Origin of the sequence: Pectobacterium quasiaquaticum (assembly GCF_014946775.2) — a bacterium.
In the GTDB taxonomy this organism is placed as follows: domain Bacteria; phylum Pseudomonadota; class Gammaproteobacteria; order Enterobacterales; family Enterobacteriaceae; genus Pectobacterium; species Pectobacterium aquaticum.
Window position 1 is genome coordinate 272,297 of sequence record NZ_CP065177.1, and the last position, 12,961, is coordinate 285,257.

12 protein-coding genes are annotated in these 12,961 nt (G+C 53.5%); 2 read left to right on the forward strand and 10 right to left on the reverse strand.

Annotation, left to right across the window (positions count from 1 at the left end; all coding sequences use genetic code 11):
• Positions 1–270 precede the first annotated feature (270 nt).
• From IG609_RS01265 to acuI, 10 genes are all read right to left on the reverse strand, one after another.
• Complete coding sequence (locus IG609_RS01265) at positions 271–1,005, reverse strand: carbonic anhydrase (RefSeq protein WP_193397212.1); 735 nt, start codon at positions 1,003–1,005, stop codon at positions 271–273.
• Between the two features lie 174 nt (positions 1,006–1,179).
• Entirely contained in the window at positions 1,180–2,067 is an 888-nt protein-coding gene (gene prmA / locus IG609_RS01270) for a 50S ribosomal protein L11 methyltransferase (RefSeq protein ID WP_193397211.1), read from the reverse strand.
• A gap of 17 nt (positions 2,068–2,084) precedes the next feature.
• The gene (panF, locus tag IG609_RS01275) at positions 2,085–3,536 is read right to left on the reverse strand and encodes a sodium/pantothenate symporter (protein WP_193397210.1); all 1,452 of its coding nucleotides are present in this window, start codon (positions 3,534–3,536) and stop codon (positions 2,085–2,087) included.
• Positions 3,526–3,768 (reverse strand): YhdT family protein, encoded by a 243-nt coding sequence (locus tag IG609_RS01280; protein WP_193397209.1) that lies wholly within the window; start codon positions 3,766–3,768, stop codon positions 3,526–3,528. Before IG609_RS01280 ends, panF begins: the two co-directional genes overlap by 11 nt.
• A 167-nt stretch (positions 3,769–3,935) precedes the next feature.
• Positions 3,936–5,279, reverse strand: coding sequence for an acetyl-CoA carboxylase biotin carboxylase subunit (gene accC, locus IG609_RS01285; RefSeq protein WP_102119386.1), 1,344 nt, complete (start codon positions 5,277–5,279; stop codon positions 3,936–3,938).
• Between the two features lie 11 nt (positions 5,280–5,290).
• Positions 5,291–5,758, reverse strand: a complete 468-nt coding sequence (accB, locus tag IG609_RS01290; RefSeq protein ID WP_102119385.1) for an acetyl-CoA carboxylase biotin carboxyl carrier protein — start codon at positions 5,756–5,758, stop codon at positions 5,291–5,293.
• A gap of 24 nt (positions 5,759–5,782) precedes the next feature.
• Positions 5,783–6,235, reverse strand: coding sequence for a type II 3-dehydroquinate dehydratase (aroQ, locus tag IG609_RS01295; RefSeq protein ID WP_010300311.1), 453 nt, complete (start codon positions 6,233–6,235; stop codon positions 5,783–5,785).
• Positions 6,236–6,489: 254 nt separating this feature from the next.
• Positions 6,490–7,089 (reverse strand): protein-methionine-sulfoxide reductase heme-binding subunit MsrQ, encoded by a 600-nt coding sequence (gene msrQ, locus IG609_RS01300; protein ID WP_193397208.1) that lies wholly within the window; start codon positions 7,087–7,089, stop codon positions 6,490–6,492.
• 78 nt (positions 7,090–7,167) lie between these two features.
• Positions 7,168–8,169, reverse strand: coding sequence for a protein-methionine-sulfoxide reductase catalytic subunit MsrP (gene msrP / locus IG609_RS01305; protein ID WP_193397207.1), 1,002 nt, complete (start codon positions 8,167–8,169; stop codon positions 7,168–7,170).
• Between the two features lie 298 nt (positions 8,170–8,467).
• The gene (acuI, locus tag IG609_RS01310; protein WP_193397206.1) at positions 8,468–9,445 is read right to left on the reverse strand and encodes an acrylyl-CoA reductase (NADPH); all 978 of its coding nucleotides are present in this window, start codon (positions 9,443–9,445) and stop codon (positions 8,468–8,470) included.
• Between the two features lie 185 nt (positions 9,446–9,630).
• On the opposite strand from acuI, the gene csrD reads away from it, so the two are divergent.
• Complete coding sequence (gene csrD, locus IG609_RS01315; protein WP_193397205.1) at positions 9,631–11,568, forward strand: RNase E specificity factor CsrD; 1,938 nt, start codon at positions 9,631–9,633, stop codon at positions 11,566–11,568.
• Positions 11,569–11,884: 316 nt separating this feature from the next.
• A complete protein-coding gene (gene mreB / locus IG609_RS01320; RefSeq protein ID WP_010300322.1) occupies positions 11,885–12,928 on the forward strand; it encodes a rod shape-determining protein MreB in 1,044 nt (347 codons plus the stop codon).
• Positions 12,929–12,961: the final 33 nt, after the last annotated feature.

The window sequence follows — 12,961 nt, forward strand, 5'->3', positions numbered from 1 at the left end:
ACGGCTATCGATCAATGAAAATGCACTTCGTGAGGATGTGTAAAAATATTATTCATATTTAACATGTAGTTATGTTTTTATGTCGATTTTTTGCTCTGGGAAATATTCATCTGTTTACAGAATTTTATCTGCAAGCGCGGCCATTTTTAGTGGAGATACAGCAGGCTATCAATGTGTTATCAGTGAAATGCATTGGTTCGTGCGGCAAAAAAGGGCGGCGATTGATCAGAGGCTGGCCGACACGCGGTCATGCCAGCCTCGCGGAGTGGCTTAATGGATGATGACGCGGCCATTAAGCGGCTGTACGGGGCGATTATTGGCGTGACGCATGACCGAGCGGAATTGGTTTATCTGCTCAGCGGAAGCGGTGACGGGATGGTCTAGCACCAGCCAGCGAACGCCTTCTGAGCAAGGTGGTGTGGTGAGTGACCCACTAAACCGATAGTAGTTTAATGATGTCGGTAGCATGGCCTGAATCGCGATTGGCGTGCGCACGTCCTCCGCCTGATTAACCTGAGTCGGAATCTGCTGCCATGTCGTGGCTAACGGCTGATTGGCCTCTCCTTCCTGAAACATCAGTGCGATAACTGTGAGCGCGCCAGTTGCATCTTTATAGACAAAATGGCCTTCCAGCGGAAACTGCTTACCATCGATTTCATTTTCACTCGGTGCGTGAAAGTGAAACTGCTGCAAGGTGAATGTCTCGTTATCCAAAACCAGCGTATTCCCTGGGCTGACGTTAACCTGAACGGTATGCCCGTTGTTGATAATTTGCTGTGTCCCAGACTGGAACGCTAACTGTAAAGGGGCGTGTTGGGCGTCCAGAGCCTGGCGGATATTAATGGGAGATTGGTTTTTACCGGTTTCACACAGCGAGAAGTCTGGAGACAGCTTTCCCCAATGTGCCGGATCGCCGTTGCCTTCGTAGCCCCAGTGCACCGGATCGGCTGCCAAGGCGGAAGAGCAGGCAGATAGCATCAATACGATAGAGAGTTTACCTTTCATTTTTCATCCCTTGAAAATAACGATATGGCATCGTTGAGCGCGGGGCGCAGGTGCGTCCAGTCGCTTACCGAGCCGAATAATACGCCAGTTTATGGGGATCAATCGTGAGATATAGCAAGAAGAAAGGTGCCCACCGTTGCACATACGGTGGGCGAGACTAGCGGGATAATGTTATTACGATGCGCGGCGTTGGCCGGTAATGCGGCACCACTCTTCGCGTTCAGCCACCGGATCGAGCGTGAACTTGTCTGCGTAGGCTTCTGCGACGCCTTCAGCTTGCGTTGCCAGCACGCCGGACAGGCCGAGGTGACCGCCTGCTTTTGGCAGGCAGCTAATCAGCGGTGCCAGTTCGCGCAGTGGGCCAGCAAGGATGTTGGCAACAACGACATCGGCAGACAGGTCGGCAGGCTGGTCTTTTGGCAGATAAAGCTCAAGACGCTCAGAAACGCCGTTGCGCTGTGCGTTGTCGCGGCTGGCCTGAATCGCCTGCGGATCGATATCAATCCCGATGGCGCATGCTGCACCCAGTTTCAGAGCCGCAATCGCCAGAATGCCGGAACCGCAGCCGAAATCGATGATGGTTTTCCCTTCCAGATCCAGCCCATCGAGCCATTGCAGGCACAGCGCGGTTGTCGGATGGGTGCCGGTGCCAAATGCCAGACCGGGATCGAGCATGACGTTGACGGCAGTCGGGTCAGGAATGTCACGCCAGCTTGGGCAAATCCACAGACGTTTGCCGAACTGCATCGGGTGGAAGTTATCCATCCACTCGCGTTCCCAGTCTTTGTCTTCCAACTGTTCGATCTTGTGTTTAAAACCGACACCCAGCAGCGGTTCTTGCTCCAGTATGGCGATAACCGCGTTCATATCGGTTTCGGCATCGTACAGCGCAATCGCGTCGGTATCACCCCACAGGCGAGTCTCGCCCGGCAGCGGTTCGAACACGGGGGTATCGTGCGTATCCTGAAACGTAACGGATACCGCACCGCTTTCCATCATGACGTCACCCAGTTGTTCAGCAACCTTTCCTGAGGTGTTTATTTTCAGTTGAATCCACGGCATAGCAGTCTCTATTACATTTAAAGTGAAGATGAAGTGGCAACCGGCGCTGGTGGATTATGACCAAAGCGGTTGCCAATAATAAACGCCATCAGACTGAGTAACAGCGATGGCACAATCGGGTGATATCCGGCCAACTGAAGATTGAAGCTGGCCAGTAAGGTATAGCAAATCGCCCCGGTGAACATGGCGCTAAGCGCGCCCGCGGCATTCGCGCGTTCCCAATACAGACCCAGCACCAGCGGCCACAAGAACACCGCTTCCAGTCCGCCAAACGCCAGCAGGTTTAGCCAGATGATCATATCCGGTGGCCGTAAGGAGGCCAGCAGTACCAGCAGACCCAACAGTAGCGTGGTCATGCTGGACAGGATCTTGATGCGGCGTTCGTTATGGATCTGTTGCGGACGTACGCTGAGATAGAGATCCTTGATGATCGTGGCAGAAGCCTGAAGCAAATGCGCATTAATGTTGGACATGATAGCGGCCATTGGCGCAGCGAGAAAGATCCCAGCGGCCAGCGGCGGTAGTACGGTAACCATCAGCGCCGGTAACACCTGATCGGGAATCGTCAGGTTTGGCATCACGGCGCGGCCCAGCGCACCGGCCAAGTGCATGCCGAGCATCAGGATGCCGATGACGATGGTGCCGATGATAATTCCACGGTGCAGCGCTTTGCTGTCGCGATAAGAGATGCAGCGCACGGCGGTGTTCGGCAAGCCGATGACGCCGAAGCAGACCAGCACCCAGAATGAGGCCATAAACGGCATTGATAGAATACCGTTGCTGCCCTGTGGCGATACCAGCATCGGGTCGATCTGTTGCAGTTTATCCACCGCGCTATGCAAGCCCCCTGCGGCATAAATCACGCCTACCAGCAGGATGACGGTGCCGATCAGCATCACGATGCCTTGCATCGCATCATTCAGCACGCTGGCGCGGAAGCCGCCAAACGTGGTGTATAGCGCGATGGTGACGCCGAAAATCAGCAGACCGATGTCGTAAGGAATGTTCGCCGCAGTTTCCAATAGGCGTGCGCCGCCGATGAACTGCACGGCCATGGCACCAATAAACGCGACCAGCAGGCTGATGCTGGCGAACCAGACCAGCAGCGGGCTGTTGTAGCGGGCATACAGCATGTCGTTCAGTGTGATGGCGTTGTAGCGTCGCGCCAAAATGGCGAACTTTTTCCCCAGAATCCCGAGCGATAGCAGCATGGTGGGAAGCTGGATCATCGAAAGCAGCACCCAGCCCAGCCCGTATTTATACGCCGCACCCGGCCCGCCGATAAATGAACTGGCGCTGACGTAAGTGCCGATCAGCGTCATCGCCAGAACAAACCCGCCCATTGAGCGGCCGCCGAGGAAATACTCGTTAAGAAAGTTACCCGCCTGACGGCGGCGGTACGCATAGACCGACAACCCGAACACCAGCAGTAGGTAGCCAATCAGCGGCAATAAAATTTCAATTTGCATCGTCACTCTCCAGTGAGATATCGCGGAAAATGACGCGCACCATCAGCCAGCACAGCAGCGTAAACACGAGCGGCAGCAGCAGGCAAGCCATCTCAAACCAGTGTGGAAGGCCGGTGATCCCTTGTGTGTTGTCAGGCAAATAGGCGGCAAGCACCCAGGCCACTAAATAAACCAGCGTCAGGGCAAAAGCCCAGCGGGCCTCTTTGTGCGCCTGAGGAAAGCGTGTATCCATGTTCTGCTCCACCGTAAATGGGAGAATGGGTATCGTTATGAACGTCGTGATGACGAAAGCGGGAATTTTACGGCATGTGGGCCAATTGACTAGTAAGAATTCACAGAAAAAGAAAAGGTCGGCTTTCACCGACCTTTGAGATTGTCACGACTGAAATCGTGCAGTGTTTACTGCAAGCCGAGTTTCTTCTCCAGATAGTGGATGTTTGTGCCACCTCTCTGGAAGTTTTCGTCGCTCATGATCTTCATCTGAAGTTCAATGTTGGTTTTGATGCCATCGATGATCAGTTCAGCCAGCGCGTTCTTCATACGGGAAATCGCGATTTCGCGGGTTTCGCCGTAGGTGATCAGCTTGCCGATCATGGAATCGTAATACGGTGGTACGGTATAACCGGCGTAAATATGCGATTCCCAACGGACACCAAAGCCACCCGGCGCGTGGAAACGCGTGATTTTACCCGGGCTTGGCAGGAACGAGTTCGGGTCTTCGGCGTTGATACGGCATTCCACCGCATGGCCGCGAACCTTGACGTCTTTCTGCTTGATAGACAGCGGCTGACCAGCAGCGATGCGCAACTGCTCTTTGATCAGATCCACGCCGGTAATCATCTCGGTGACCGGATGTTCCACCTGAATACGGGTGTTCATTTCAATGAAGTAGAACTCACCGTTTTCGTACAGGAACTCGAACGTACCCGCACCACGATAGTTGATATCGATACAGGCTTTGGCGCAGCGCTCGCCGATATTACGACGCAGCTCCTCCGTAATGCCCGGTGCTGGCGCCTCTTCCACCACTTTCTGGTGGCGACGCTGCATGGAACAGTCGCGCTCGGCCAGATAGACGGCGTGGCCCTGACCATCAGCCAGAATCTGAATTTCCACGTGACGTGGGTTTTCCAGATATTTTTCCATGTAGACCATGTCGTTGTTGAAAGCCGCTTTGGCTTCCGCACGGGTCATGTTGATGGACTGTTCCAGCTCTTTGTCACTGCGCACGACGCGCATACCACGACCGCCGCCGCCGCCAGAGGCTTTGATGATGACCGGATAGCCGATGCGTTTTGCATGAACACGGTTAGCGTCCATGTCGTCGGTCAGAGGACCATCAGAGCCTGGTACGGTCGGAACACCCGCTTTTTTCATTGCGGTGATGGCAGACACTTTGTCGCCCATCAGGCGAATGGTTTCTGCGCGTGGGCCGATGAAGATAAAGCCGGATCGTTCAACCTGCTCGGCAAAATCCGCATTTTCGGACAGGAAACCGTAGCCAGGGTGAATCGCGACGGCTCCGGTGATTTCCGCAGCGGAAATAATCGCTGGGATATTCAGATAGCTTTTTGTTGACGGCGCCGGGCCGATACACACGGTTTCGTCCGCCAGCAATACGTGTTTCAAATCGCGATCCGCACTGGAGTGAACGGCGACGGTTTTGATGCCCAGTTCTTTACAGGCACGCAAAATACGCAGCGCAATCTCTCCGCGGTTAGCGATAACGATTTTATCTAGCATGATAAGCCTCGTTATTCGATGACAACCAGTGGCTCGTCAAATTCGACCGGCTGACCGCTTTCGACCAGGATGGCTTTCACCACGCCTGATTTGTCGGCTTCGATCTGGTTCATCATTTTCATAGCTTCGACGATGCACAGGGTATCGCCGACGTTGACGTGCTGACCCACTTCCACGAAGGCTTTAGCATCCGGGCTTGGGGTGCGATAGAAGGTTCCAACCATTGGAGAACGAACGATGTGTCCACTGATGGCAGCCGGTGCGGCAGTTGCTTCCACTGGCGCTGGTGCAACGGCGGCCGCCAGAGCAGGCTGTGGCTGCATCATTGGTGTCGCGTAAGCCTGTTGCATCATCGGGTAGTTAACCGCTGCTGGGGCACGACTGATACGTACTGATTCTTCACCTTCAGAAATTTCCAGTTCGGCGATGCCGGACTCTTCAACCAGTTCGATCAGTTTTTTGATTTTACGAATATCCATGGATGTGGTTCCGTACTCTTTTGTTTAATTGGAAGTTGACAGGCGTTTTACCGCCGTCTGTAAAGCATACTGATAACCATCTGCCCCCAGGCCACATATTACGCCTACCGCAACATCAGAAAGGTAGGAATGATGACGAAAAGGCTCACGTGCGTGCACGTTGGACAGATGAATTTCGATAAACGGAATCGCGACCGCCAGCAGGGCATCACGCAGCGCAACGCTGGTGTGGGTAAATGCCGCTGGGTTAATCAGAATGAAGTCTGTGTTTCCTCTGGCCTGATGGATAGTATCGATCAGAACATGTTCCGCATTGGATTGCAGATGGGAAAACTTCACGTTCAATGCCTGCGCCTGTGTTTCCAGCTCGCTGACAATGTCTGCTAACGTCGTGTTACCGTATTTGTCGGGCTCTCGGGTTCCTAGCAGATTCAGGTTTGGACCGTTCAAGAGCAAAATGTGAAACTTTTCTGCCATTGTGCTGCTATCTCCCGCGATTGACCAAGATTGGCAAAACCGTGTCGCACAAAATAGCGCGAAGCTATTCGTTTGTCACCTTTCGTGACGCAAATTGTCCGGCCCGAGAAATTAAAGTCGTGCATTATAACCATATCGTGGCAATTCGCAGCTAAATACTGGTCTTATCTGCGGAGATATTCCTGCACCAAGCCGTGAGAAGGCGTGAATTTCACTGCGGTCCGTAACCAGCTTGTCCTGTATTGCTGCGGCGTTTAGCGCCACCATTGGCGAAATTTCTTATAACGTAACAGCAGCAAGATCAGCGCCGCGAGCGCGTACAAAATAGGCTGTGGGGAGAGCGTTTTAACTGACCAAAGATAGTGGATAGGCGCAAGGATGGCGACTAAATAGACGAAATTATGCAGTTTTTGCCAGTGCGATCCCAACTTGCGCATCATTATCTGTGGTGATGTCACCGCTAGCGCCAGCAAAATCAGCCAGCTTATGATTCCCAACGTCAAATACGGTCGGGATATCAGTTCGTTCCCCAGCAGTGCCAGATGATCCAGACCCAACTCCAGCAGCGCATAGCTCACCAGATGCAACGTCGCCCAGAAAAAGCACCACAGCCCGAGGAGGCGTCGGCAGTGAATCAGCAGCGGCTGTTTACCGTAGCGCGCCAGTGGCGTGACCAAGAGCGTCGCCAGCAGCAATTTCAGCGCCATTCGGCCGGTAAAATGCTGGATGTCTTTAGCTGGGTCCGCGCTGAACCACCCTTGGTCAACGGACAATATCAGCCACAGCAGCGGCAGAAAACCAGCCAGATGGAGTAGCACTTTTAACCGGGTAATGTGTTGTAACGTCAGTCTCATGCTGATGTGGATTCCTATCCTGACAGGATGCTGTAGCGAGAAGTTTTGTGTTATTCGCTAGATGCTTTGTGTTGTTAACTAAAAATTATCGCGCAGATTCAGACCACGATACAGCGAGGCGACCTGATCGGCATAACCGTTGAACAACAGCGTGGGTTGGCGTTCAACGTTAAGTAAACCACCTGAGCCGATGACGCGCTCTGTCGCCTGCGACCAGCGGGGGTGATCCACATGCGGGTTAACATTGGCATAGAAGCCATACTCATCCGGAGCCGCTAGATTCCACGTGCATGGGGGCTGCTCGCGAGTAAGCCGGATATGCACGATGGATTTGATGTTCTTGAAGCCGTATTTCCACGGTGTAACTAACCGGATGGGCGCACCGTTCTGCGGCGGTAGTGTCTTGCCGTAGACGCCGACGGCTAGCAGCGCTAGGGGATTCATCGCTTCATCCATCCGCAGCCCTTCTACATAGGGATAGGCCAGCCCACCGCCCATGAAGCGATCTTTTTGCCCCGGCATCTGTTCCGGGTCGTAAAGCGTCTGAAACGCCACGTATCGGGCGTTGCTGGTGGGTTCGGCGAATTTAATCAGCTTAGCCAGCTCAAAGCCGACCCACGGAATCACCATCGACCACGCCTCGACGCAGCGGAAACGGTAGATCCGCTCTTCCAATGGAAAGCGTTTTAGCAAATCGTCGATATCCAGCGTGAGAGGCTTAGCGACGTCACCGTCTATCTTAACGGTCCAGCCTTCGGTTTTTAACCCGCCCGCATTGGCCGCCGGATCGGCTTTGTCTAACCCGAACTCATAGAAGTTGTTATAGCCCGTAACTTTATCTTCCGGCGTGAGCGGCAACTCGAGCTTCCAGTCGGCGGGTTGGCTAAACGTGAGCGGTTTACCCGGTGGCGCTTTGGGTTTATCACCATCTTTAAACCAGGCTAGCAGGTCAGCCTGTGCAGAAAACGGCAGTGAGAGCGCCGCAGCGGAAATACCCAGCGCTTTTAAGACGCGCCGACGCTGATAGAAGAGGGATTCCGGGGTAACGTCGGCTTCCGTGAATTTGCGATGTTTGTGCATGTGAACTCCCGCCAGTCATTATTATTGTTGACGCAAAGTGGCGTTTTTACTGCTTACCGTGCACTTAGTTATAGATTAAGTGCGGTAGAAACCGCGACAGGAGAGATGAAATACTTTTTTGCAGGGTGTAACAGCCACCCGAAGGTGGCTTATACCCGTCATACTTCAAGCCGCATGTGCGTTGGCTTCCCTTACTCACCCCAGTCACTTACTTGAGTAAGCTCCTGGGGATTCGCGCGGTTGCCGCCTTCCTGCAACTCGAATTATTTAGGGTATAACGTACAACAAGAAAAAGATGTTAGCTGATTTTCACCAGCGTGCGGCCAGTGACTTTGTTTTCCAGCAGTGCGGCAGCGACAGCAGGGACGTCTTCCAACCCGATTTCCTGCGTCACCTGCTGATAGAACGACTCAGGCAGGATGGTAGCCAGACGCTCCCACGCTTGCTGGCGACGAGCCAGCGGTGCCATCACGGAATCCACGCCTTGCAGGCGAACATTGCGTAAAATAAAGGGCATCACGGTCGTTGGCAGTGCAATACCGCCAGCCAGACCGCACGCGGCGACCGTCGCGTTGTAATCCATCTGCGCCAGCAGCGTCGCCAGCACGTTGTCGCCGACGGTATCCACCGCGCCAGCCCAACGTTGTTTCTCCAGCGGGCGAGGGCTGCCGCTGAATTCGCTGCGATCCAGCACCTGTTTGGCACCCAATTTTTTCAGGTAATCAGTGTTGTCAGCACGGCCGCTGACGGCAGTAACCTGATAGCCTAGCTCTGCAAACAGGGCGACAGCCGTGCTGCCGACGCCGCCGCTGGCACCCGTCACAATAATGTCGCCGCTTTCCGGCGTGATGCCACCGTCTTCCAGTGCCATCACACACAGCATCGCAGTAAAGCCTGCGGTGCCAAGAATCATGGCTTTACGCGCATCCAGCGAAGCGGGCAGTGGAACCAGCCAATCGCTCTTCACGCGTGCCTGTTGCGCCAATCCGCCCCAGTGGTTTTCACCCACGCCCCAACCGGTCAGGATAACAGGCTGGCCGACGCTAAACCGATCGCTGTCGCTGTGGCGTACGGTTCCTGCGAAGTCGATTCCAGGAACCATCGGGAAGTTACGAATAATTTTGCCTTTGCCAGTAATGGCAAGCGCATCTTTATAATTAATACCGGACCAACTGATATCAACAGTCACATCCCCAGCGGGAAGCTGCTCTGCGCCAATCTCGCGAATCTGAGCGTGGGTCAGTCCGTCTGACTGTTCAAGAACTAAAGCCTGCATGGGCTATCTCCTGTAGCAGGATTAAATATGGGGGAAGTCATTAACGACTATAGTTATTACAGCTACTATTTGTTAATACAGTTACCTTCGTTAGTATTGGTACTATGCGTTGTAGCGGGTTCATGCGAACTGATAAAAAACAACAAACTCGCAGAAATGACAATGATTTGGAATAGGACGCAGGGATGGGATTTACGACCAGGTTCTCGATACTCATAGTATTGCTGACGGTTATCGCCATTTTTCTTATGTTTTTCAGTAGCATATTTAGCCTCTGTTATTATAGCCAGTTGCGAACCGAGCAGCAGCTACGCGAGGTCACGGCCAGTATCGATCAGGCGCTATTAGTGCAATCGCCCGAAAATATTCAATATTGGCTGCCGGGAATGATGAAGTCGGTAGGCATTGTTGCGTTGGATATTCAGGATAATGATTCGACCCTCTATTCCATACAACTGCCCGAGGCCGGTTGGGAACGTACCCACCTCTATCATGAGGTCGAATTTCCGCTGATGCACCATTTAAACATGACGATCGCCTTAAAATATGTCGACCCGTTGATTGGTTTACCGCGGTTCGTGGTGTCGACGTTATCGGTATTGCTGGCCGCAGGCCTGATGCTGCTGATGCTGTACTTCTCCATTCGCTGGCTACGTCGGCAGGCTGCCGGACAGGAAGAATTGGAAAAACGCGCGCAGCGTATTCTCAAGGGCGAGCGTGAATCGGTTATGCAGGGGTCGGTACGTGAATGGCCAGTCAATACCAGCGGAGCGCTCGATCAACTGTTGTCCGATTTAGTGGAAGCACGGGAAGAGCGTGGCAGGGTTGATACCTTAATCCGTGCTTTCGCCGCGCAGGATGCTGAAACCGGGCTGAGTAATCGTCTGTTTTTTGATAATCAATTGACCACACAGTTGGAAGATGGCGAAGAAGTGGGGACGCACGGCGTCGTCATGATGATTCGCGTACCAGATTTTGAAACCTTGCAGGAAACGCACGGCTATACCAATGCGCTTCAGGAATATCGTTTCACGCTGGTCAACCTGCTATCGACGTTTGTCATGCGCTACCCCTCTGCGCTGCTGGCGCGTTATTTCAGCAGCGATTTCACCGTATTACTCCCCCATAGCACGCTAAAGGAAGCCACTGCAATCGCCACGCAGTTGGTGAAGTCTATCGATATTCTTCCGACCTGCTCGTTGATCGATCGCGAGGACGTTCTCCACATTGGTATTTGTGCCTATCGCGGCGGGCAAAGCGCCGAACAGGTGATGGAGAGTGTGGAAGACGCGACGCGCAATGCGGTATTGCAGGGGGGGAACAGCTGGTGCGTGTTTGACAGGCAGGTACCTGATAAAGGGCGCGGCAGCGTAAAATGGCGGACCTTGCTCGAACAGACGTTAGCACGCGGCGGTCCACGGCTGTATCAGAAACCTGCGGTGACAAAAGAGGGCGTGGTGCATCATCGCGAAATGATGAGCCGGATTTACGACGGAGAACAGGAACTGCTCGCGGCGGAGTATATGCCGCTGGTTCAACAACTGGGGTTGGCAGCCAGCTATGATAGGCAGCTTGTGGCTCGAATTATTGATCTGTCAGCGAGCTGGCCCGGAGAAACACTGGCCTTACCGGTAAGTGTGGACTCACTTTTGCAAAAGCCGTTCCTGCGCTGGCTAAGAGAGATGTTGCTGCAATGTCCGAAAAGACAGCGTCAGTGCATTTTATTTGAACTTGCAGAGGCAGATGTCTGTCAATATATCGGTCGACTGCGCCCAGTGCTCAATTTGATCCTGGGATTAGGCTGTCGCCTAGCGGTCACGCACGCGGGTTTAACGCTGGTCAGTACGACGTATATCAAGTCACTTCCCGTGGAGATCATCAAGCTTCATCTCGGTTTGGTCCGCAGTCTTGAGCGCCGCCCAGAAAATCAGCTGTTTGTACAAAGCCTGACCGAGGCCTGTAAAGGCACGCAAACGCGGGTGTTTGCTGCAGGTGTACGAACCAAAGAGGAGTGGCGGATGCTGTTGGGCAAGGGCGTTTATGGTGGGCAAGGCGATTTTTTTGCCGCATCAGTCCCTGTAACGGATGAGCTGAAAAAATATTCATCGCGGCATCGTGTTTAATGTAAACGTCCCGTGCAAATTGACGTAGAATGAGGCGGTTGTTAAATCGGTTAGTGTGTGCTTACGTTAGCGGCAATCCGATTAAATGTTAGATTTTATGTCCTGTGTTAGCGCAATTTTGTCGGGTGGACAGTGGTAAGATGCCTTGCCGCCTGAGGTGAAAGCATGCTGTGCCTTCTCCCTGACGCCGACGTACGCAACGCAGACTCATTTTTCACCGAAGCAGAGCCTTTTCGTGCCTTGTCGCTGCTTCGTGTGGTTGGTAAAGTAGGCGGATTTATTTTTCGCCCCCAGCTTGCAGGATTATCCTTTCGTTATGTTTAAGAAATTTCGTGGCATGTTTTCCAACGACTTGTCCATCGACCTGGGTACCGCCAATACCCTGATTTATGTTAAAGGGCAGGGCATCATACTGAATGAACCCTCTGTGGTTGCGATTCGTCAGGATCGTGCGGGTTCTCAAAAGAGCGTGGCAGCAGTCGGCCATGACGCTAAGCAGATGCTAGGCAGAACGCCTGGGAATATCGTGGCGATTCGCCCGATGAAAGACGGTGTGATTGCCGATTTTCAGGTTACAGAAAAAATGTTGCAGCACTTCATCAAGCAAGTGCATAGCGACAGCTTTATGCGTCCTAGCCCGCGCGTGCTGGTGTGTGTGCCGGTTGGCGCAACGCAGGTTGAACGTCGCGCCATTCGTGAATCCGCGCTGGGCGCCGGTGCCCGTGAAGTGTTCCTGATTGAAGAGCCGATGGCGGCGGCGATTGGTGCTGGCATGCCAGTATCCGAAGCGACCGGTTCCATGGTGGTGGATATCGGTGGTGGTACTACGGAAGTTGCGGTGATCTCGCTAAACGGCGTGGTGTACTCCTCTTCTGTCCGTATTGGTGGTGACCGCTTTGATGAAGCGATCATCAACTACGTTCGTCGTAACTACGGTTCACTGATTGGTGAAGCGACGGCAGAACGTATCAAGCATGAAATCGGCTCTGCTTACCCAGGCGACGAAGTGCTGGAGATTGAAGTGCGCGGCCGTAACCTTGCAGAAGGTGTTCCACGTGGATTCACGCTGAACTCCAACGAAATACTGGAAGCGCTGCAAGAGCCGTTGACGGGTATCGTCAGCGCAGTCATGGCGGCGTTGGAACAGTGCCCGCCGGAACTGGCCTCCGACATTTCCGAGCGCGGTATGGTGTTAACCGGCGGCGGTGCGCTGCTGCGTAACCTGGATCGTTTGCTGATGGAAGAAACCGGTATTCCGGTTGTGGTGGCTGAAGATCCGCTGACCTGTGTTGCCCGTGGTGGCGGCAAGGCGCTGGAAATGATCGACATGCACGGTGGCGATTTGTTCAGCGAGGAGTAATCCTGTCTGGAAAAGGGGGGACCGGATGGATGA

Bases quoted from the DNA above. Each gene is read 5' to 3' on its own strand.
- IG609_RS01265 (WP_193397212.1), bottom strand. From the start codon at position 1,005: ATGAAAGGTAAACTCTCTATCGTATTGATGCTATCTGCCTGCTCTTCC.
- prmA (WP_193397211.1), bottom strand. From the start codon at position 2,067: ATGCCGTGGATTCAACTGAAAATAAACACCTCAGGAAAGGTTGCTGAA.
- panF (WP_193397210.1), bottom strand. From the start codon at position 3,536: ATGCAAATTGAAATTTTATTGCCGCTGATTGGCTACCTACTGCTGGTG.
- IG609_RS01280 (WP_193397209.1), bottom strand. From the start codon at position 3,768: ATGGATACACGCTTTCCTCAGGCGCACAAAGAGGCCCGCTGGGCTTTT.
- accC (WP_102119386.1), bottom strand. From the start codon at position 5,279: ATGCTAGATAAAATCGTTATCGCTAACCGCGGAGAGATTGCGCTGCGT.
- accB (WP_102119385.1), bottom strand. From the start codon at position 5,758: ATGGATATTCGTAAAATCAAAAAACTGATCGAACTGGTTGAAGAGTCC.
- aroQ (WP_010300311.1), bottom strand. From the start codon at position 6,235: ATGGCAGAAAAGTTTCACATTTTGCTCTTGAACGGTCCAAACCTGAAT.
- msrQ (WP_193397208.1), bottom strand. From the start codon at position 7,089: ATGAGACTGACGTTACAACACATTACCCGGTTAAAAGTGCTACTCCAT.
- msrP (WP_193397207.1), bottom strand. From the start codon at position 8,169: ATGCACAAACATCGCAAATTCACGGAAGCCGACGTTACCCCGGAATCC.
- acuI (WP_193397206.1), bottom strand. From the start codon at position 9,445: ATGCAGGCTTTAGTTCTTGAACAGTCAGACGGACTGACCCACGCTCAG.
- csrD (WP_193397205.1), top strand. From the start codon at position 9,631: ATGGGATTTACGACCAGGTTCTCGATACTCATAGTATTGCTGACGGTT.
- mreB (WP_010300322.1), top strand. From the start codon at position 11,885: ATGTTTAAGAAATTTCGTGGCATGTTTTCCAACGACTTGTCCATCGAC.